General features: G+C 55.5%; 9 protein-coding genes. 2 read left to right on the plus strand and 7 right to left on the minus strand.

What is annotated here, in order from left to right:
- The first annotated feature begins 12 nt into the window (after nucleotides 1–12).
- Together ACI1P1_RS23295 and ACI1P1_RS23300 are read left to right on the plus strand one after the other, a co-directional pair.
- Nucleotides 13–6,744, plus strand: coding sequence for a DUF7507 domain-containing protein (locus ACI1P1_RS23295; RefSeq protein ID WP_416218854.1), 6,732 nt, complete (start codon nucleotides 13–15; stop codon nucleotides 6,742–6,744).
- The gene (locus ACI1P1_RS23300; protein ID WP_416218855.1) at nucleotides 6,741–8,057 is read left to right on the plus strand and encodes a COG1361 family protein; all 1,317 of its coding nucleotides are present in this window, start codon (nucleotides 6,741–6,743) and stop codon (nucleotides 8,055–8,057) included. The genes ACI1P1_RS23295 and ACI1P1_RS23300 overlap by 4 nt, the downstream gene beginning before the upstream one ends.
- A 61-nt stretch (nucleotides 8,058–8,118) precedes the next feature.
- Here ACI1P1_RS23300 and ACI1P1_RS23305 read toward each other — a convergent pair whose 3' ends face one another.
- The 7 genes from ACI1P1_RS23305 to ACI1P1_RS23335 all read right to left on the minus strand — a co-directional run bounded on the left by ACI1P1_RS23305 (nucleotide 8,119) and on the right by ACI1P1_RS23335 (nucleotide 23,280).
- Nucleotides 8,119–9,441: a replication-associated recombination protein A gene (locus tag ACI1P1_RS23305; RefSeq protein WP_416218856.1), complete on the minus strand. Its 1,323-nt coding sequence runs from the start codon at nucleotides 9,439–9,441 to the stop codon at nucleotides 8,119–8,121.
- Nucleotides 9,442–9,603: 162 nt separating this feature from the next.
- Nucleotides 9,604–9,819, minus strand: coding sequence for a helix-turn-helix domain-containing protein (locus tag ACI1P1_RS23310; RefSeq protein ID WP_416218857.1), 216 nt, complete (start codon nucleotides 9,817–9,819; stop codon nucleotides 9,604–9,606).
- A 10-nt stretch (nucleotides 9,820–9,829) separates the two neighbouring features.
- Nucleotides 9,830–10,306 carry a DUF2975 domain-containing protein gene (locus ACI1P1_RS23315; RefSeq protein WP_416218858.1) on the minus strand — a complete coding sequence of 159 codons (477 nt, stop codon included), beginning with the start codon at nucleotides 10,304–10,306 and terminating at the stop codon, nucleotides 9,830–9,832.
- 99 nt (nucleotides 10,307–10,405) lie between these two features.
- The gene (locus ACI1P1_RS23320; RefSeq protein WP_416218859.1) at nucleotides 10,406–12,493 is read right to left on the minus strand and encodes an AbfB domain-containing protein; all 2,088 of its coding nucleotides are present in this window, start codon (nucleotides 12,491–12,493) and stop codon (nucleotides 10,406–10,408) included.
- Between the two features lie 144 nt (nucleotides 12,494–12,637).
- Entirely contained in the window at nucleotides 12,638–20,158 is a 7,521-nt protein-coding gene (locus ACI1P1_RS23325) for a LamG-like jellyroll fold domain-containing protein (RefSeq protein WP_416218860.1), read from the minus strand.
- A gap of 15 nt (nucleotides 20,159–20,173) precedes the next feature.
- Nucleotides 20,174–21,613, minus strand: a complete 1,440-nt coding sequence (locus ACI1P1_RS23330) for a glycosyl hydrolase family 28 protein (protein ID WP_416218861.1) — start codon at nucleotides 21,611–21,613, stop codon at nucleotides 20,174–20,176.
- Between the two features lie 89 nt (nucleotides 21,614–21,702).
- Entirely contained in the window at nucleotides 21,703–23,280 is a 1,578-nt protein-coding gene (locus ACI1P1_RS23335; protein ID WP_416218862.1) for an extracellular solute-binding protein, read from the minus strand.
- Nucleotides 23,281–23,302 lie beyond the last annotated feature (22 nt).

A 23,302-nucleotide genomic window follows, 5' to 3' on the forward strand; every position in this document is an offset into this window, starting at 1 on the left:
GGAATTTTTCTCATGGAGGTGGATATCATTCCACTCATAGTTCGTTCCACCGTCAATGCTACCGGCGCCATTGTCTTTACCGGCAATACGCTGGGTCTGAGCCGTTCCGACACCTCCGGAGTGCCCGGAACGCAGGACAGCATTGGAGCCTTCGTCACAACCAACACGGCATTGCGTTACGGCACCTATCCCTTTGGAACTACTGACCAGTATCTGCTCAACAGTTCCTCCGCTGTTCTGAGTATGCCGGCGGGGAGCACGGTGCTTTATGCGGAGTTGATATGGGGAGGGACGTATTCCAACGGAAACGTCAATCTGGTCTCCGCCATCAACAACCCTGTTTCCTTCACGACCCCCGCCGGAACCTTCGATGTGACGCCGGATACCGCTACATACAACCAGTTCGACCTGGGCAACGGCGCACTTGGTTATGTGAGAACCGCCAATGTGACCACTCTGGTTGCCCAGGGAAGCTCTGGGACCTATACCACCGGGCGTGTAGTGGGCACAATCGTCACCAGCAACGATCCCACCGCCAACAACACAGGCTGGACCCTGGGCGTTATCTATTCCAATCCGGGGCTGCCCTTCCGGAACATGTCGCTCCGGGCCGGAGCCGTCCTGGTTCAGGCCAACTCCTCACCGGTAACCAACACCATCACCGGCTTCTCCACACCAACCTCCGGGACAGTAGGGGCAAGGGCATTGTTCAGCGCCCAGGAGGGAGACGCAAACCGGACAGGGGACCAGGCGCTGTTCGGACCCACGGCGAATTCGCTGGTTGCTCTGTCGGGACCCAACAACTTTGCCGCCAACTTCTTTGCATCGCAGATTAATAACAGTCTGGGACAATTGGATACCACCGGAACCTTCGGCACCCGCAACCAGACCAATGGTGCGCCGGGCACCAATATTGTGGGGGGCAGGCAGGGCTGGGATATTACCAATGTGGATGTTTCCTCCACGCTGGTCAACAACCAGACCACCGCCGTTCTCCGCCTTACCACTTCGGGTGACGCCTATGTGCTTAACGCCAACGCTATCCAGATCGACATTAACGCCCCCCGTGTCAATGTTAGCAAAAGTGCCAATGTGACCGGCGCCTTGTTAGGCGATACCATCCGCTATACGGTAACCATAACCAATACGGGCACGGCCAATGCCACTGATGTCGTCATTACCGATGCCATTCCCTCAGGGGGCACCTTTGTTCCCGGCAGTGTTACGGTTGGAGGGATTCCCCGGCCCAATGCTGTGATCTCCAGCGGCGTTTCCTTAGGCACACTGGCACCTTCCGCTTCTTTCACCGTGGCCTACAGCGTCCAGATTACCTCCTCCCCCCAGAACCAGCAAACCGTAAATACCGCCAACGTCTCCTTCAACTTCCAAAGCATTCCGGGGGGGCCGGTAACCTCTGCGATCATCCCGTCCAATTCCGTAGCAATCCCTGTATACTCGCCCATTCTTGTGCTTGCCAAAACCGCCAACACCTCCAACGCCACAGTTGGCAGCACTGTAACCTATACCATCCAGGCCAGCAATTCCGGGAATATTGCCGCCACCACCACGGTCTCTGACCCGATTCCCGCCGGCACCACCTTTGTCCCGAACAGCGTGACGGTAAATGGGGTGACTGTACCGGGTGCCAACATTGCTACCGGTGTGTCCGTGGGCTCCATTGCGCCCTCCTCATCGGCAATCATTACCTTCCAGGTGCTGGTGCAGAGCCTGCCTTCTCCGCCGCAGCTGAACAACCAAGCTTCAGCCGCCTATACCTTCACAGTGCCTGACGGCAGAACCTCATCCGGCTCCGCTGCATCCAACACCGTCACCATTCCAGTGGCGCTGCCCAATGTAACGGCAGTCAAAAGCGCCAATTTCCCGGATGTTACAGTCGGGGAGGCCGTTACCTATACCACCGTAGTCACCAACAACGGTATCGCTGCCGTCACCAATGTAATTGTTACCGATCCTGGGCCCAGCGGAGGGGTATTTGTTCCTGGCTCAGTAACTGTGAACGGGGCTCCGCAGCCCTCGGGCAATCCCGCCAGCGGCATACCCATCGGCACCCTTGGACCGGGAGCCAGCACCACCGTTACCTTCCAGTTTACCTCCACCACCCTTCCTAATCCGGCCCAATTCGTCAACCGGGCATCCGTTGCCTATAGCTCAGGGGCATTTCAGGGTCTGACCCTGACCAACACCGTCACCATTCCCGTTTTCCAGCCGATTCTCAATCTGATCAAATCCGTCAACCAGTCCGTAGCCACTGTGGGAGACACCCTGGTTTATACGGTCATTGTCCAGAATACGGGCAACTATGCCGCCCAGGTCACCTTAACGGATACCACCCCCGCGGGCACAGCATTCGTCCCGGGAAGCGTAACCGTAAACTCCCTTCCTGTTCCGGGGGCTTCACCGGTCACCGGAATTCCTGTAGGCTCGGTTGCTCCCGGCAGTGCTGTCCGGGTTACCTTCTCATACCTGCTGCAGACCCTTCCCGCCCCGCCGCGTGTGGTTAACCAGGCTACAGCAGCCTTCTCCTTTACCCTGCCCAGCGGACGGAGCATAACCGGGACCCCTGTCGTTTCCAACATTGTGGATATACCGGCTACTGCCCCCAACGTCACTGTCGCCAAAAGCGCCAATTTTACCACGGTCACCCTGAATGATGTTATTGTCTACACTGTCGTGATCACCAACAACGGAGCCCAGACCGTAAACAATGTGATTTTCTCCGATGCCATTCCTGCCAGCACCGTTTTCGTCCCAGGCTCGGTAACCGTCAACGGAGTGGTCTCTCCTGCGGCAGATCCCACCACCGGCATGTCCTTGTCTCCCATTGCGCCGGGTGTGACCACCACCGTGGTTTTTTCCGCACGGGTGGTCTCCATCCCCAACGCCAATCCTGCTTTTTTAAGCAACCGGGCCAATGTCAGTTATACCTCCGGTGCCTTCACGGGAACCTCTTCGTCCCCGCTGATCAATACGTTGGCTTATCTTCCCGTCATCAGCGTCGCCAAGTCCTCCAGCACCAACAACGCCACGGTAGGAGACACCTTCTCGTACACGTTGACGTTGAATAATACCGGCAACTACCCGGCGCAGGTCACCCTGTTTGATGCCCTTGCTCCCGAAACACAATTTGTGCCCAACAGCGTCATTATCAACGGTTTTCCCAATCCCGGCGTAAGCCCGGATACGGGCATTCCCCTGGATACCGTGGCCGCCGGGGAAACGTATATTGTCAGCTTCTCGGTGGCCATTCTCTCTATCCCCGCCAACCAGACGCTGAATAATACAGCAGCAGGCCCGTTCACATATACGTTGCCGGACGGCAGAAGCCTGTCTGGCTCAAGCACCTCCAACACGACTGCAGTGCGAGTTTCTGCTCCTAATGTTTCGGTTGTAAAGAGTGTCAACGCAATCGATGCAGTCAACGGCGACATTCTGACGTATATCTCGGTTGTGACCAACAACGGCCTCTCGCCCATCAACAATGCAGTCCTTAGCGACGTCGTCCCGCCAGGCTCCACCTTTGTTTCCGGAAGCGTAACGGTTAACGGTGCTCCGGTGCCGTCCGCCTCTCCTGCTACCGGCATCCCAATCGGCACAGTGGCCGCAGGCGCCGCTGCAACCGTGACCTTCGAGGTGATCATTTCTATGCCGGTTCCGGCCATATTATCAAATCAGGCTTCTGTCAGCTTTACGTCCGGAGTATTCTCCGCTTCCTCCTTATCCAATGTTACCCAAACTCCTGTCACCCAGCCGACCATCACACTGGTGAAAACTGCTGATACGGCATTGGCGACGGTAGGCGATACCGTTGTTTATACAATTGCAGTCTCCAATACCGGGAATGTAGCGGCCCAACTGACCCTGACGGACATTATCCCGGCAGGCACCACCTTTATCCCGAACACGGTCATTGTGGGCGGAAGCAGTGTGCCGGGAGCCGATCCGGGAGCCGGCATTGTAGTCGGAACCGTGGCGCCGGGTGCAACCATCTCCGTTTTGTTCTCTGTCCTGGTCACATCTCTGCCTCCGACCCAGCAGCTGTCCAATCAGGCCAGCGCCGCCTTTACCTTTGTACCGCCTGACGGACGCACTCTGACAGGCAGCGCCGTATCCAACGTGCAGACGGTGCCTGTCACGGAGCCCAGTGTAGCCATCGTCAAGAGTACCACCACCACAACCACCACTGTGGGCGATACCATTCCGTATACGGTTGTGGTCACTAACAATGGCATCGTTGCTATCACCAACGCAGTGGTAACGGATCCGGTGCCCGCCGGCACATCCTTTGTGCCCGGTACCGTTTTCGTCAATGGAGTTCTTGTGCCCGCCGCCTTCCCGCCAGCCGGTATACCGATAGGGACAATCGCTCCTGGCGCCTCGACCACCGTAACCTTCAGCCTGCTTGTGAATTCACTGCCTTCACCGGCGGCTGTCACCAATCAAGCGTCCGTCTCCTTCACCTCCGGGGCGTTCAACGGGACCAACTTCTCCAATACCCTGTCTGTTCCGGTATTCCAACCGATCCTGTCCGCCGTCAAAACACCCGGCGTCACGAATGCAACGGTGGGCGATACCTTGTCGTATACGATTGCCGTTACCAACACCGGCAACTTCGGTGCGGCTGCCGTTGTGACGGACAATATTCCCTCCGGCACCTCCTTCGTGCCCAATAGCGTCATTATCGACGGTGTTCCCGCAGCAGGAGTATCACCCGCTACAGGCATTCCTATCGCAATCGTCAACCCGGGCCAGACCGTTCAAGTCACCTTCTCCGTCATCATCGACTTCCTGCCGACTCCACAGCAGTTGAACAACCAGGCTACCGTAACCTTTACGTACACATTGCCGGACGGCAGAGTCTTCACCGGCTCCATTGTATCCAACACGGCTACGGTTTCGGTAACGGCGCCGAATGTAACAGTCGTCAAATCCACCCCGTCCACCGTAGCAGCCATAAACGATGTGATTGCCTACAGCATTTCCGTCACCAACAACGGCATTACCGCCATCAGCAATACGGTGTTAACCGACCCGATTCCCGCCGGCTCAGCCTTTGTACCCGGCAGCGTCACCATCAACGGTATTCCGCAGCCTTCCGCTACCCCGGTTGCCGGCATCATCCTGGGCACTATTGCTCCTGGAGCCACTGTACTGGTAGGCTTCAGCATCACGGTCACCTCCTTGCTGAACCCGGCGGTGATTACCAACCAATCATCAGTCAGCTTCACATCCGGCTCGTTCTCGGCAACCTCCTTCTCCAATGTTGTCAGCACACCTGTTTTCCAACCGGTTCTGTCTGTAGCCAAATCCTCCAGCTCTGCCAACGCCACCGTGGGGGATACCATTGTGTATACCTCTGTCATCACCAATACGGGCAACTTCGGGGCAGCGGTCATCCTCACCGACCCGATACCGGCGGGCACTACCTTTGTGCCTAACAGCGTTATTGTCAATGGCAACAGCCTCGCCGGAGCCGATCCTGCTACAGGCATTAATGCGGGCATCGTTGTGCCTGGTGTACCGGTAACCGTCACCTTCTCGGTAATCATCACCTCACTGCCGCCCACCCAGCAGCTGGTGAACCAATCCACTGCAGACTTCACGTTTACGCTGCCGGACGGAAGGACACTGACAGGCGCTGTGCCGTCCAATACCTCCACCACTACCGTCTCTTCGCCTACGGTAACCCTGGCCAAAAGCACCACCTTCACCGCCGTATCCGTTGGCGATGTGGTTCCGTACACGATCATCATCACCAACGAAGGCATTGCTAACGTCAATGATGTGGTTCTGGTGGATCCGATTCCGCAAGGCTCCGCCTTCGTTCCCGGCAGCGTAGTGGTGGATGGGGCTGCCCGTCCTACCGCCAACCCGGCCTCCGGGGTCTCCATCGGCACAATTGCGCCGGGAGCCACCGTAACGGTCACATTCAACGTCACGGTCACTTCACTGCCCGTTAGCCAACTCCTGACCAATACCGCCAGCGCCAGCTTTACCTCCGGAGCTTTCTCCGGTGTGTCCTTCTCCAACACAGTGAGCACTCCTGCTTTTGTCCCAATTCTCTCTGTGGTTAAGGGCTCTAATGTAACGGTAGCCACGGTTGGCGACACCATCGTTTACTTCGTGAATTTAACCAACACCGGCAATGTTGCCGCATTGGCCACCTTAAGTGATCCGGTTCCCGCCGGAGGAGAATTTGTGCCCAACAGCGTTGTCGTCAACGGTGTGCCTGTGCCGGGGGTAGATCCGACCGCCGGAATTCCTGTGGGGACGATTCCTCCGGGTGGAACAGTAACCATTACGCTTACCCTGCAGGTGGAGATCGATACCCTGCCGCCGTCCCAGCAATTGGTGAACTCCGCGACGGCCAACTACACCTATCTGCTGCCTGACGGCAGAACTCTGCCGGGCTCCTCCACCTCCAATACGGTTGTAATTCCGGTATCCTCTCCGAATGTCAGCGCCGTGAAGAGCACCACCGCAATTGACGCCGTATCCGGCGACATCATCACCTACTCCATCGCAGTCACCAATAACGGGATTTCGCCTGTTAATAATGTGGTCCTGGTGGATCCGGCGCCTGTAGGAACCTCCTTTGTACCGGGCAGCGTGGCTGTTGACGGCACACCCGTTCCCGCCGCTAATCCGGCAGCAGGTGTCCAGTTGGGCTCCATCGCAGCAGGAGCGACTGTTATTGTAACCTTCCAGGTGCTGGTCTTGTCATGAGCATCAACCCGCCGGTAAACAACGTTGTTCGGAATCAATCCCACATCAGGTATAGCTTCGGCGAGAACAGCTTTGTCACCTATTCCAATATTACCGATACCCCCCTTGTGGGACCGCAATTGTCCATTACAAAAGGAACTGCCGCTGTAGAAGCGCAACCGGGTGCACCGGTTGCCTTCTACGCGGTCATCGCCAACACAGGCAACCGTGCAGCCGATGTGACGCTTTATGATCTGTTGCCGGGCAGCACACAATTTGTGCCGAACAGCGTCAGCCGGGATCAGGTTCCGATACCAGGGGCGGATTTGGCGGCTGGATACCATCTGGGTCTTATTTATCCGGGAACGCAAACGGTAATTGCCTACCAGCTAATGGTGAGCGCCACCAGCACTGCCGGACAGCTGGTAAACCGGCTGCTGGCCAGATATGTGTTTACCTCAGGAGACGGCCGGTTGGTTGACGGGGAGGTGTTGTCCAACGAGGTCAGCATCGCGGTGGACCCGGTGAGCGGCGTTGAGCTCGCGGTGGTGCTTTCGGTGGACAAAAGCCGCGCTGCGCCAGGTGAAGCCCTGCGTTATACGCTTCTGATTGTCAACCAGGGGGTACTGTCTGCGGAGGTGACTGCCTTCATTCCCATCCCGGAGGGCACACTGTTTGTTCCCAACAGCCTGACCGTTAACGGCATTCTGCGCAGCGGCAGTTTTCCGCCAAGCGGCATTTCTTTGGGGATTCTTCTTCCGCAGGGTGAAGTGACCGTTTCATTCGAGGTAACCGTGCCGGGCTACGGGACCGCTTATCCTGGTCTCATTCTGCAGGATCAAGCCAACGTAACCGCCACCTACACCCTGCCGGACCGGCAGGAAATCGAAACGGAACAGATCGTCTCCAATCCGGTTTCCACTACCCTGTATTTTCCTGTATTTCAAGTAGACATTTCAGCGATGCCCGGCATTGTTGCGCCAGAGGAGCCCGTTGATTTGATCGTCACCATTATCAATACCGGAAACCTCGAGGCGGTGGCCGATCTGGGCAGGCTGATCCCGGGTCAGCTCATCCTAGTGCCCGGCAGCTTCCGCATCAACGGCACCTCTGCACCCGATCCAGGGCGGGATGGTCTATTGGGTCTGACTGTTGTTTCCCCCCAGCAGCGTCTCGTGATCACGTACAGGGCCATTGTCAGCCCGTTTATCGTCAGCCCTACCCTTACAGGCAGCGTAGTCCTGTATTACACCTTCACCCTGAATGGAAATGTGTTCCGTGGGGAGGTGTCCTCCAACCTGTACCGGCTGATTGTGGAAACCTTAGATGAATAATATTTATTTCAAAAGCAAAAACCCGTGCGCCTCTTGCACGGGTTTTTGCTTTACTCTGCGGTTATTCCTGATGCTTGGCCCGCCAGGCGGCGATTTTCTCTACCCATTCCTTGACCCGTGCCTCGTTCCCCTGGGTGGTAGGTTTGTAATACTGCCGGTCCCGCAGGGATTCGGGCAGGCATTCCATCATGGTCAGCTTCTCCTCCGTGTCATGGGCGTACTGGTAGCCTTCCCCGTAGCGCAGCTCCTGCATCAGCTTTGTAGGGGCATTGCGCAGATGCAGAGGCACCGGCTCCGCCATCATCTGAAGGGCATCCGCCTTGGCGCTGCTGTATGCTTCGTACAGCGCATTGGACTTGGGCGCCAGGGACAGATGAGTCACCGCATGGGTCAAGTGAACGGTGCATTCCGGCATCCCGATAAAATGGCAGGCCTGATACACGCTGACTGCGATGTCCAACGCTCGGCTATCCGCCATGCCAATATCCTCACTGGCAAACCGAACCAGCCGTCTGGCCACATACAGGGGATCCTCCCCCGCTTCCAGCATACGGGCCAGCCAATAAACCGCGGCGTTCACATCGGAGTTGCGCATGGATTTGTGCAGCGCGGAGATCAGGTTGTAATGCTCCTCGCCGTTTTTATCGTACAAAAGAGACTTTTTGCTGATGCACTGCTCGATGATTTCCTTAGTGACGGTAATGCTCTCCGCATCCTGAACACCATTCAGCACAACCATCTCCAGAGTATTCAGCGCCACCCGCGCATCTCCATTGGCAAAATTGGCAATCAGGAGCAGCATCTCCTCCGTTATAACAAGCCGGGTCCAGCCGAAGCCGCGGGGGTCGGTTGTTGCCAGCTTCAACAGCTGCAGCAGATCCGGCGCCGACAGCGCATGCAAAACAAACACCTTGCAGCGGGACAGCAAAGCCGCGTTGATTTCAAAGGAGGGATTTTCCGTGGTCGCTCCGATGAGAATGATGCTTCCCTTTTCCACAAAGGGCAAAAATGCGTCCTGCTGGGCCTTATTGAACCGGTGGATTTCATCTACGAACAGGATGGTTTTTTCCCCCATCAGCCGGTTGTGCTCCGCCCGGGTCATAACCTCCTTGATTTCCTTTATGCCGCTGGTTACCGCGCTGAAGTCCACAAATTGCGCTTTGGTTTTATGGGCGATAATCCGCGCCAGGGTGGTTTTGCCCACACCGGGCGGACCCCAGAAGATCATGGAGGGCACGATGTCCTGCTCCACCATCTGCCGGAGCACCTTGCCCTCACCCAACAGGTGGCTTTGGCCCACATAATCGGACAAGCTGTCCGGACGCAGGCGGCTGGCCAAGGGACTGCTCCAGGCCCGGTCGTCAAACAAGGATGGCTCCTCCATCTCGCAGTCTTCCTTTCAGGTTTGGTTTAAAGGATATATCCTCTATTTTACAGTGTCCGCCAGTGCCGTCAACCTGGGCCCGGAAGGGGTATTTTCAGATAAAAATACCCCTCCCCGGAAACTGCATGTTTCAAGGGAGAGGTATTACACGAAAGACCGGTTTTAATTATGCTCATCCGTTTTGTATTCCAAAATATCTCCGGGCTGACACTCCAGTGCCTTGCAAATGGCCTCCAGTGTTGAAAACCGGATAGCCTTGGCCTTCCCGTTTTTGAGAATGGACAGGTTTGCCATGGTAATGCCAACCCGTTCCGAAAGCTCCGTGACACTCATTTTCCGCTTCGCCAGCATGACATCAATGTTGATAATAATAGCCATATCCGTCACCTCAAACCGTCAGATCAAGCTCTGATTGGATATCGATGGCATTCTTCAACAGCTTCTGCAGGACAGCTGCAAAAACGGCGATTACCATAGAGGCGAAAACGAAGACCAAATTGACTAAAACGATGCCAGGTGCATCGTCCTGCTGCCCCAGGATGAGGAAAAACGGCAGAATGGCTACAAACACAAGACTGATGGCGACGGCGCTGGCCTTAATCCGCTTCAGGGCGGCCACCGACAATTCCGAGAAGGCGTTATTCCTGTCGATAAAACCAAGCAGCCGCAATGCCTGAAAAAGCGCATAATAAAACGGTATGGTGGTGAGGTACAAACCACCCACAATCGGATAAATCACATAACCCGGATAATCCTCCAGCAGCTCCTTGCCAACCAAAGGCAAACCCAGTATGCATACGGCCAGAATCAGAAGCCCAATCAGAACAACCGTCGCCTTCAAAAAAAGCGTCGATCCCCGTGCCATGACAACATCACTCCAATTCATTTATGTCATGTTGATTGTAGCATCCGATTTATCGATTAACAATATATTTTTATTGTATTTTGTTATTTTTTTATTCTTTTAAGGACTCACTTCCCTGAAAGTGGCATCTTCCTGGAAGGTGGCTTCCGTGCCAGCCTGGGCATAAAGCAGATAGTTGGTATGCCGCAGGTATTTGGCGGAGTCCGCCCAGGTCTGGTAGGAGGCTCTCTGCGGATCGGCCAAACCCGCGACCCGGCGGAAGGTAGCCTCGTTCTTGAAGGCGGCGGTGCTGTCATTCAGGTCCAGCCATACCTCTCCATTGGTGCGAACCCGAAGATAACGGCCCGGGAAGTTGACGGATTCAAAGGAGATACCGGCAGCATCCGCCAGTCCGGCAACCATTTTGAATTGGGCATCAGCAGCCGGAGACACATTGGCGTCCAGCCGGACCCGGTAGCTGCTGTGGCGGACATTACGGTCCGGATAATTAAAGGACTGCAGGCGGACGTTCACCGCAACCGGCTCCACTCTCCATTGCTGGTTGGCTCCCAGCACGTACCGCCATTGCTGGATCAGTGCGCCTTCGGCAGTGTTATTGCCCGCTGCATCCGCAGGTTTATTGGATTGCACCGGCGTAATCCGGTGATACCCCGCTCCGGTGGGGATAAAGGCAAACCTCTGGTTATCCCCGCCGTTACTGGACCCCAACACAAACTTGGCCCCATGCTCCAATGAACCTCCTGCCACCTCCAGAGCCAAGCCACTCTGGGTGTTCTTAATGCTGTATTGGCCACCGCCCAGATGGGTCACTGTCCACTGCTGGAGGGCTGCTCCCGTGTAGGTGGACTTGCGCACCTGCGCACCTCCGGCGGTTCCGGCCGCTTCCATAACCTTGCCGTCCAGACGTAAGGAGAAGCGGTATATGCCGTCAGGAATATTCCCTTCGGGGAGTGCAGCCGTACCGCCCCCGCCCGCTGGCCGGGTATACAGTAAGGTACCGAAGCCCAACTGGTCAAAGGTGGAGGGATATTGAATGTTCGGTCCGCCTTCCGGTCTTACCAGAGCCGCTCTTGCCGCAATGTTGGGCACGGAAAGCCCCTTGCGTTTGGCATAATGGTTATAGATCATTTCCCAGATGGACCGGTATTCATTGCGGTTGTCAGCGGAAATTACCGCGTGGGTCTGCACTGCTCCGTTGGTGCCCGAGCCCCATTCATAAGCGGCAAAGGGAACATTGTCATCTCCGTTATTGTATTTGGCCACATATTCTGCTGCACGCAGGAAACGGTTGTTGGCCCAACCGTAAAGATCCTCTCCCTGATTCCAGGCCATTTCGTTGACGACGGCCATGAGTCCCACACCCAGCTGGGTATGCGCCTGGTCACGCCCGGACTCCTGCCATTGGGCCAGCCCGTTGGGATGGAGAAAAGGAATTGCATTGTAGATGGAGCCGTTCCCCGCCCCATGTTTGAAATACTCTACACCCATATCGTAAATATCCCGCCGGTCGCAGAAAATTCCGATAGCAACGGTTGCCGCCATATTAGCGAGATCCCAGTTGGCCCAATAATTCTGGATATAGGCGTCATTGTGGTCCTTGCCATATTCATTGCCGATGAGGAAACGCTCCACCAGCGGCTTGTAAAATACGTTCAACAGCATGCTCTGCATCTGGGTCAGGTTAAACCCGGGATAATCCCGCATCAGCTCCGCCGCATTGGCCAGCTGGTACCCGTAGAGCCCGGAGGCCAAATACCGGTCCGCATTCCCGGACAGTGTGGTCAGGGTAGAGGACCAGGCGTTGAGAATATCCCGTGCTGTATCCCCATGGGCGGTGCTGCCGCTGATCTTCCAGCGCAGGGCGTTCTGGTAGGCACGGGCAATATCATTAAACAACAGAGCCACATTATCCCCTGAGCCGCCGCGGATGATGGTTGCGGCAGCACGGGGCGTCCATCCCGCTTGGGACAAGGGACTATTGACCAATTGGTTCCAACCTTCCAGATAAGGCTGCGTACCTGCGTTGACCATTTGCTTCATCCGGTCCAGGTCCGTCTGGGTATGCAGCAGACCGGGATGGGCAAAAGCCGCTGGGGCCGCCTCGGCCCTCTTTTCCCCCACCAATCCGGCCATTCCTCCAACCAACAGGCTCAAAATAACGGTGAATACAAGCCACTTCTTCTTCATTGCTTCATCCTCTCCTTCGATTCAGTTCCGGACCTTATCCGGCACTTACTAATCCCTTACTCCCTCCTCACCTCCCTTCATAAAAGCAAAAGACAGAGTATCCCACCTGCTGCAATCCGATGAGACACTCTGCTTGCTAAGTGACTATTCCAAACCCAGGATGCGTGTGATTATCACGGCAGCCTCCGCACGGGTTGTTGGGGACCTAGGGGAGAAACGACCGCTGTCCTGGCCTTGGATCACCCCGGCTTCATTCAGGCTTCTTACCGCATCCACCGCGTAATCAGCGATTTGGGCGCCGTCCTGGAAATTTGTTCCACTTCGGGTGGGCTGCAGCTCTATTCCTCCCGCTTTCAGAATCCGTATCACCAGCACGGCCATTTCCTCCCGGGTCACCGGTTGAGCGGGACCGAAGCTTCCATCCTCATAACCGTTGATGATGTGGAGTGTCTGTGCTGATGCGATGGAGTCGGAATACCACTCGCCCGCCCTTACATCCGTAAAGGAAGCGGTTTGACCTGTTTGTAGCAGGCCGAAGGCTTCCAGCATCATCTTCAGGAATTCTGCCCTGGAGACAGCAGCCCCCGGTGCGAAATGCTCCTGGCTTATTCCATCGATAATCCGGCGGGCAAACAAAGCATCCACACTATCCTTGGCCCAGCCGTAATCTCCCAGATCCTTGAAGACTGAGTTAAATACGGCCACACCGTAGATGCCGGGCTTTTTCATGGCGAAAACAAGCTCTCCGGTTCCGGTTTCATACTTGGATTGGCGGACAATGTCCAAACGTCCTTGCTGACCGGCAGATGCCGCCACCAGGCTGTGCCGGGACTCCCCGGTTTGGAGCGTATACGGAATACGCACCTCTATATCACCGCCGGGCGTGAGGATTTCCAGCGGCTTCCCATCAGCCGAGATGCTGATCTCAAGCACCGGCTTTTCATGAAGCGCTTGATGGAGTGCAGCCGGCCATTCCGGAGCAGGCCCGGTCTTTAAGGAGAATATCAGACTGCATTTCCCGGTTAGTCCGGCAAAGGATTGAACCGGTATGTTCAAGGTCGCGAGGCTGGTTTGAACGATTACGACATCAATTTCTTGCTTGAAGGCCTTGGTCCAGGCCTCCAGTGGAAGCTCCAAGGAGATGGAGGCGGCATGCCCCTCCGGCGCCAGATCAATTAGCAGACGTTTCTCCTGGGCCTCTGCCGCATGAGCAAGTGCCTTGTTCAAGCTAGCCGCATCCAACAGGGCTTCTGCCGCTCCGTTCTTTACGGCGGGTTTTATCTTGATCCGTGCGCCTTCCACAACCGTCCCTGCTTCTGTACCGGACGTGCTGCCTGCACCACCTGACCAGCCACCCTGGGAGCCGCTTCCGGAGGAATTCGTCCTGGCGGTAAAGTCGTCACTTGCAGAACGGTTTCCCGCCCCATCGAATGCCGCCACCTTAAAGGTATAGGCAGTGCCCGATGCCAAACCGGTAAAGGTATAGCTGTAAGTGGAGGCCGTTACCGTACCTGCTGACTGTCCGTTCCGGTACACTTCATATCCGGTGACACCCACGTTGTCGGTGGATGGCGTCCATCCTAGGACCAATGAGCTGGTGGTGACGGACGTGGCCGTTAACCCGGCAGGTGCCGAGGGCGGCGTTTGATCCGCCGCAGGCAGCGGCGCATCGGGATCTACCACTGTTACATGAGCAGCAGCTAGCAATGCTGTTCCATACACAGCACCTGAGACGCTGAAGCTCCCCGGAACGCTGTACAACACCGGGTCCACATGATTCCAAACCACCGGAACGGGCAGAACCGTCTTATTGTTGTAAACCGCGTCGACGACACTTGGCAATTCAGGCGGTATGCCTACCGCAGTGCGAACCTCCAGAGGCTTCAGGCTTTCGATAAACGGAAGCTTCTCCAATTGTTCCAGCGCTAGCCGCAAGCTTCCGGCGGCCTCGTCGATTTGCTGCTGCGTGCTGGCGGCGGCATGCAGCCGTTCTTGCCCGGCAGACTCGGCCGTCTGAAGTGCTGACCGTGTGCTGTCCGTATAATCCCCGGGCTCAAGCGCTGCCGCCTCCGCCAGCAGGAGCTCCAGCAGAGAGTCATCCCGCCATGCTGCATTCCCTTCGTACAGCCGGATTATTTCCTGCCCATCCAATGCCCGGTTGTAAATCACAAGCTCGTCAAGCTTGCCGCTAAACAGCGGATCTGCCGCAAATTGGCTTTTTCCGAGATAATTCAGCCCTGCTTTGATATCCTTCGGTTTAATGGTTACGGGTGCGGATGCTTTTTCCACTCCGTTAATAAAAATGCTGCCATTGCCGCCGCCCAGAGTAACCGCCACATGCACCCATTGCTGAAGCGGAAGCTGATCCGTATTGACCACCTGCTCCGCCCCTCCGTTCTTCACGGCAAAACGCAGGGTATTATTGCCCGACTGCGGCGTCAGGAACATATATTGGGTGGTGCTATTGCCAAAATCGAAGATCCGCTGCCATTGGCCTCCCGAAGTCCAATATACCCAAAAGGCCACTGTCATTTCGTCATAACCGGCCAGAGCATGCCCTTGAGGCAGCTGCAGATACTGCTGATCCGGTGCGTTCAATTGAATTGCCTGCCCATGCCGTCCTTCCGCATAAACGGGCGAACCTATGCCTGTTGCAGAGGCGGCTCCGAAGGAATTTTCCAGATTCCCCTCAAAGGCATACTTTGACAAAGGGTTAGGCACCAGCGAATCCTCCGCCTTCGCCAGCTCCGCAAGCAGCTGCTGGATATTTGCTCCCGGCTTCGCCAATTCAGCCGTAATCCGCTCCGCTTCCTGCTGATACCCATAATAGCTGCCCCGGGTATAATCTCCGGCAGGGTAAATATGAAGCCCTACCTCCAGGCTCAAGGTTTGGGTGGCAGAATATTGGGTGTTGCTGACGACAAAGGTAACCGTATGGCTTCCGTAATCTGTCTGCTGCGGTGTCCATGATAACGTACCGTTGGCAGGATTAAACGTTGCACCCTGCGGCACATGCAGCGCCTGGTACACCAAGGTCTGGCCGGACGGATCAGATGCCGTAACCTGATAGGTGAACGGTTGTCTTGCTGTCAGCTGCGCATTGGCGACCTGCTCCAGCTGCGGCGCTCCCCTCACGGTAATATGGACCGTGTCCGAGGTGGAGTAGATGCCTGCAGTTGCGGTGAAAACCAGCTTGTATACTCCTCCTTGTTCCTTGGTGGGGGTCCACATAAACCCGCCGGTGGAGGGGTCGAAAGACGCACCTGCGGGAAGCGGATTCACTGAATATAGGGTGCCCGGCATATTGTTCAACGTCCGGACCGTAAAGCTTATCCGGGTTTCCGCATCTGCCGACACATCCGGAATAGGGGCGATCAAGGGCACGCCTTCTTTGTACGCAAGATTGCCCTGTGCCAACAGAAGCTCCGTAACAGCTTGATCCACCTTAGTCTGATTGGAGCCGCTGCTGTTATTTACCTCATCCGCTGCCTCCAGAGCCGTTTGGAAGGCCAGCAGACTGGAAGCTGTGTACAGCTCAATGTTCAAATCGGCCGACTTCTCAATCAAATATGCCAGCAGCGTCTTGTCAATGGAAACGCCGGAATAGAACTCCAGCTCCGCAACATTGGCCCCTCCCGACGGCGAATAATAGCGCAGATATCGGTATGGAGCTCCGCCGCTTAAAGCAACTGTATACCATTCCAATGCGCTGGCGCCGCTGATGGTGTGGAGATTGACATAGGAGACACCGTCTGCGGAACCCTGCAGAACCGCCCCGTTAACCCGGCTGACATATTCATTGGCCGGTTTGCCTGCCCTGCCTGGTCTGGGATAAAACTTGAAGCTGGTTAATGCCTTTTCATTGCCCGCTCCCAAATCCACATCGATCCAGCCGGGATTGCTTTCATTATCCGTATAGGTAACCGTGTTGCCGTCGAAGGCCCTCCAGCCGTTGGCAGCGCGGTTATCTGTGGAGCTTCCCCATGACTTATGCGAAGCCGCTACCATATCCGGAGCAAGCGCAACCTTCTCCGATCCCGACGGCAGAGTAGTGCTTAAGACCAGCAGCTTCTCCCCTTCCTTCAGCTCATTCAGCAGCTCCAGCTTATTGGCACCTGGCTGACCGAAGGCTTCCACAATACGGTCGGCCGTCTGTTTATACAGATAATAGCTGAGTCTGGTGTAACCCTCCGGCCCCAGCACCTTGGAGCTGATATCCGGAATGTCATATTCGCCGTACAGTTCTGCCTCCGCAATATTGCCGCTCCATGCCCCGCTGTTGGAAATTCGGATGTAGCGGTAAGCACTCCCGTCCTTGATCTGTTCCCCGTTGATATAGGTCCAGGCATTGTCCGCCGCCCCGGATACAGCCGGAGTCAGGTCGGTCCATACTGCATTATCGTTGGAGCCCTTCACAACAACGCCGTTCATCCGGGCGGCATAACCGGTTCTTGGCATCAAGACCACACCGTTCAGGCGGACGGAAGCCCCTTCGCCAAAGTCCACTGTGTAATAGGCATCGGTACCGGCAGCAAGATCACCGAAGGTGGCCGGATTGCCGTCAAACAGCAGGGAACCCACCTTGTCTGCCGGCAGACCTCCGCTGCCATAGCCCGCGCTGGAGGCAGTGACGGAAGCCAGCTTGGAAACATCCAGGAATCCGGACCGGTTGATGTAATACAGCGATGAATTGTCCGTGGTGAACATCACCGTATCCGCAGAGATGCCTGCGGCCGTTTTGTAGTCGATGGCAAACCTTATTTTGCCCATAGCCATTGTGCTGTCCATTGTCGCAAACGCCGTCCATGTCCGCTGGTCCGGTGAAATAACTGCCGCCTGCCGTCCTTGGATGGCCACCTGCACACCCGTTACCGGTTCGGTGGAGGTGAAGGAAACGGACACCGTATCTCCGGTGCTGACCCGGCCTTGGACAGCTTGGGGGGAAGTGACGGAGACCGATGCCAGCTTGTTATGGGTTTCATGGCGGGTGCCGATAATCCGCAGCTCCGATAATTCAAACATGGTGCTGGTAGGCGCATCATTCATATGCAGCTTCAGAAACCGGTACTGATTCTGCCGCAGCTCCCCGCTCACCTGCAGCTCCTGCATATCATCGGCTGCAACCGTTCGCCCAGGCGTCAAGCGGATCCAGCTTTCTCTGTCATTGGAGCCGTATAAGGCTGCCCCGCCGATCCGTTCCGGAAATCCGGCTCTCACCTGAAGCTTAACAGCATCGGCGGAAACCTTGAAATTTGCTCCGAAGTCGATAATAAAGCTGCGGTCACCTGTCAGATAATAACCTGCGAAGCTGTCGGGAGCATTGTCTACCAAACTGGCAATTTGAGTGCCAAAGGTGGAGGTGACAACCATATTGACATAATCCATACTCCCGTCTTCCATAAGCGGAGTCAGCAGCCGCAGCCCCCGGACCGCGCTGTCCAATTGGAATAACTGCCTATAAAATTCCTCATCCGCCGCTGTTTGCAGCTTTTGGAGGGACTTCGCATATTCTGCTTGAAAAGCTTCCAATGTGACAGAAATATAATGAGTCTCCGGTTTATACGGAGCAATAGCCGCTGTCACCGCTCCTTGGCGATCATTGGCCACTGTAATGGTGACTGATCTGGCGATTACAGAGGTCCCATCACCGGCGCTGACCACCAGGGAATAGCTTCCCGGCTGTACAGGCTTCCAGGAGAAGGCCCCTGTAGCTTCATCGAACATAGCTCCCTCAGGTTTGTTGTCCATCTGATAGCGTACACGCTCTCCCGCTCCCGCATCCCCAGCCGAGAAATCATAGGTGAGGGTTGCTTGTGAGCCCGTGTAAGCGTACAAATTCAAGTCCGATTTGCCCGCCGCAAAAGCTGGAGGTGTCAGCTGCGCCGCCGCATCCAGAAGGATATGGTCAATATCAACAAACGTGCCGTTTCCGGTTGCCTTAAGATAAATCAGATCCCCCAGACCCTGAAATTCATTCATGTTGAGGACCGCATATTGCCATTGTCCTTTGGTATCCGGCAGCACTATCCCGTTGTCTTTCCAGCCATTCAGCTCTAAGCGGGCCGTGCCATTGGTGCGCACTTTCAATGCCACCGTCTTCAAGGTTGTGCCGGAGGCCACTAACGATACCCGGCTGCCCTCCGCCGTTGCCTGAATTCGGACATAAGAGGCTCCGCCCTCATCGGTTCCGACCGCAGCATACTCCCCGCCATTCAGATCCGTGGCCGTCCGGTACTCCATCTCCTGCAAGCCGCTTGAGGATACCTTCGGCAATGTGGAGTCGCCTTCTCCGGCCGCTTCCGCCGGAATAAACAGCCAATAATCGGCTCCCGCATCAGGAGATTCCCACCAGAACATATGGCGCTTCCGGAACATATCGGCATAATACGGGGCTTCCTTTTCCAGATCCAAACCCAGGTTGTATTTGTAGTAATAATACTGGCCATACACATTGCCGCCGATCCGCCCCCGATAGTTACCGGACAGAATCTGATACACAATGGGAACACCATTGTCATAACGGGCGATGACAGGTGTCCACGGGGTATCATGCCCCAGCATAAACCGGGCGAAATAATCCGATGCGGCAAGAATCCGGTTGCCCAGAAACGCGTAAGCGGTTACAGCGTTTCCCGCAGTGGAGATGGTACCCGATTCTGGATCCACCTTCGTCCCCTGAGCCTCCAGCAGCCGGGCCAAAATTTCCGCATTGGTAAGATCTCCCGCACCGTGGGCCTGATCACGTCCCATCTCCACATGCTGGACTCTGGGCGTTTCCAGAGGCTCTCCAGTGCTCTCATTATGCGTCACCAGCCGGAATAACCGTATAATGGCCCCATTCTGTCCTTGGTCGGGAGCCGTGGCATTGACTGTAAACCACTCCACACCCTCTGCATACCTATCCGCATTGTCACTAAAGATGTAACCCGCAACGGCGCCAAGCAGCGGATATAAATGCTGGTTCATAAACTTATCGTTAAAATGGCAGAAGGTTTCGATCATGGGCGTAATCAGATTGGTTGTAAAATGAGTTGTATCCTCCTCCGTCCATGCCCATTTCGGGTCCTCCCCGGGGGCCCCGGAATAACGGAGAATTTCGGCAGCGGTTACCATCCGGTTCAGAGGCACCCCCATATGGATATGGGAGTCGGTAAAATAGGCATATTGGGTTGGGTCCATCTGGGACCACAAACGAATGATCCGCATGGCATTGGCCCGATAGCTATCCTCTCCGGTAAACACATACATCAGTGCTTGTGTATAGGCTCTTAATCCGTCGGCCACAAACTCGCCTTTGCTGTTCACACTGCGCTTCTTCGGATTATCCGTGCCATCCGCATTGGCGCTGCCGAATATATTGGCGGAGAAGGTGCTAGAGGCATATGCAGATTGGCTCATGGTCACGTAATAGGAATACCAGGGCTCCTGCTTGGCGATCACCTGTGCCCTGGCATTCTCCAGAATCTCTTTGGTCAGGCTGATACCCGGATGGGTGAACCCTTCCTGAGAGGTGACAGAGGTAATCACTACCTTATCCGAGCCAGCAGGGGCAGCGTCTGCCGCCTCCGCCTTCTGCTGGCCAAATGGCAAATATGCTGCTACCAGTGTTACCGCCAACAGCAGACTCCATAGTTTGTGGAGCCGCTTATGCTGCTTGTTGTTCATAACAAACCTCCCCGCTTATTCTTCAAATCGAATATGGTGTGTATGCTGGCCGATGACGAAGCTGCCTGCTTCCGGTGTCAGGACAGTCTGCCCGTGAATCCGCAGGTTGCGGAACACAACGCCCTCCACGGTGCGAGTCTCGTCATAACCTTCGATGACCGATGGATGGGGACATTCCCCGTCGAAGCTGACATTCTCAAATTCCACATTGCGGATCCCCTGGCCGGGATAGGGGTTGTACTTTTCATTTTGGAGCACCCGGATATCGATCAGACGGCCCAGCTCGAAGGGCTCCACCCGGATATTGCGGAAGCTGACGTCCCGGACAGTATTCTTGTCCCCTACATTAATGGACATACAGCCCCAATACCCGTCCTGCGGCTCATGATGCTCCAGGATATCAATCTGGTCAAAATGAATGTCCGCTATGATATCCCCATTGCCGCCATGATCGCCGTGGCAGCCGATGTTTACCGGATGGGCTACATCCGCCCACAGAATGGAATTGCGGACCATAACGGACCGTGTATCCCCATTGAAGTCTCCTCTGCTGCCATAGATGGCAATACAATCATCGGAGGTACGCAGGAACACATCTTCAATGACGATATCCCTGCAGGACATCATATCGATGCCGTCGCACCAGCCACGGGTGCTGAAGGATTTGAAATTGCGGATATATACCTGCTCCGATTGGCCCAGATGGATGCTGTAATGGGGAGGATCAACAGATATAATGTCCTCCACCCGGATATTCCGGGAAAAATCGATCTGCACGCTCCGCCAATAGGTGGTTTTGGCAATATCCCGCAAGAAGATCATTCCCCGTCCCCGTATGGTGACATCCTCTACATGCTTGCACAGCATGGATCCAACAACCATAGAACCCCCTGCCAGATACACAGTCTTACCCGAGGGGACTGCCAAAAGCCCTTCCTCCAGCAGGTGAAAACCCGGCCCGAAATAAAGAACCGCTGGTTCGGGACCGCCGCTCCCCTTTCCACTCAATCTTTCAACGAGATCGGCACTTTTATGCACTCCCGGTGCAATGAATACCACACCGCCATCCTCCGGCTGAGGCGCGTCCGTCTCCAAGCCATTAGCAAACACATGGAGATTATGGAACCTGTCGCCATCCGTCTCCACACTCAGCTTGCAAGGGTGGTCCAGCCGGAACAGAACCATGTCTCCCTCCAGCTGCGGAACAATCCCCAGTGCCTTGGGCCTAAGCTCCACCTCCCGGGGAGCTCCCCTGCGGCACAGCACCTCCATCTCTACGGCGCCCACAAAATCAAAGGTGACCATACTGGATTTCCGCACCTGATGCATATCCACCAGGACCTCATACGTAAACAGCTCCTGCCATTCCCCATCCGGCACTCTGACCCGAACCGCATAATCGGAATTGGCTGTAGCCTCCGCCGGAGCCGGATAAACCTTCAACTGCCCTTTCATGGTGCACATCCTGTCCTTTCTATTGGTATCGGATATGCAGAAGGACCGGAACACCAATACTCTGCTCCAGTCCTCTGTCTGCCCTATCCTTATTTTTTCTTGCGGTCCTCGTATACCTTGGTTACTTCATTGGTCACCTCTTGGCCCCCGGATTTCAGCCAATTGGCCTTGTAGGTATCGAAATCGCCGTCCGTATTGACTTCACCCAGAATCGCTTTAATGAAATAGCTGTCCTGAAGGGTCTGCAGATTGGTCCAGTATTTCGGCTTGCTGGTCAAGGAGGTAGGCCCGATCAGGTCGGTGATCAGCTTAATGCCGGGATCGGTGTAATATTTCTTGGCCAATTCATCATACACAGGCTTGGTATTAAACTTGGTCTTGGACCGGTCCACACCGCCCAGCATATTGTAAAAGCCGGAGGCGCCCACCTTGTTGCCTGCTTTGTTAGGGTCTGTACTGGCTGTCACCAGATTGGTTTGCGGATCCTTGGTGTAGGTATTGCCTTCTTCTCCGTATTGGGTGAGCAGCCAGCCCTCATCGGTTGTGGACACATATTCCAGCAGTTGCAGGATCTTGGCCAGCTTGGCCTTGTCCTTCACCGCATCCGTTCCAATCAGGATAGGCGCCTGGCGGGCACCGTAGGCTACAGCATGGAGCTGTCCGTCCGTAGAGACGATGGAGCCGGGAATATAGCTCAAACCCTTCTCGTAGGCAGCTTTGCCGATGTAGCCGGATTCCAGATACGTGTTGCCGGGCTGAACATTGTCCAGCATTCCGATCTTTTGGTTGGCCACCTTCACATTGTTCTCGTTATTATCCGAGGTGATGAATTCAGGATCAATATATCCGGCCTTGTACCATTTGGCCAGCAGCTTCAGAGCGGCACGGGAGCTTTCGGACACGCCGCCATACTCCGCCTTGCCGTCGGCGCCCAGCCGGAACTGGTAAGGAGCCACATTATGGGCTGCAAAAATGCTGGGGAACAGCTGATTGGTCAGCTTTCCTCTGCCGCCCAGACCGTAGGTGTCCTTCTTGCCGTTGCCGTCGGGATCATTGTTGACAAACTTGTTCAGCACATCCTCCACCTCGGCCAGTGTTTTGGGTGTGGAGGTATAACCGATTTTCTTCAGCCATTGCTCATTGTAAGCCGGCAGAAAGCCGTTCAACCCGCCCAGGTAGACCCGGGGCACCCCATAGTTCTGGCCTTTGTACAAGCCGATTTCCCAAGCGGTATTGTCAACTGCATCCAAGGCCTTCACGTAATTGGGCATATACTGCTTAATGTCCTCCACCGGCACGGGAGCGATAATTCCCTGGTCCGCCCATTGCACCATATCCGTTTCGGTAACGTCTACCGGGAACAAATCGGGCACATCGCCGGAGGCTAACAGGACGCTAAACTTCTCCCGCCAGCTGCTGCGTTCGTATTTCACATTTTTGATCTTGATATTCAGCTTTTCCTCCAGCTTCTTCTGGACATAGTTGTCGTCTGTCTCTGGAGCGTTGTAGTTGTTTGCAATGACGATCTCGATGGGCTTCTCGCTTTTGGCCGTGGAGCCGGGGGCTGAGGAAGCGGTTGAATTTTTATCCCCGCTGCAGCCTGCCATGAGGGATGCCGACAGCAGCACCGCCGTAGCGGCAGCAGCAGCTTTTTTTCTTTGACCCATTGTGTTTATTCCTCCCGTTTTG

This window comes from Paenibacillus mesotrionivorans, from assembly GCF_046098205.1.
In the GTDB taxonomy this organism is placed as follows: Bacteria; Bacillota; Bacilli; order Paenibacillales; family NBRC-103111; genus Paenibacillus_AR; species Paenibacillus_AR mesotrionivorans.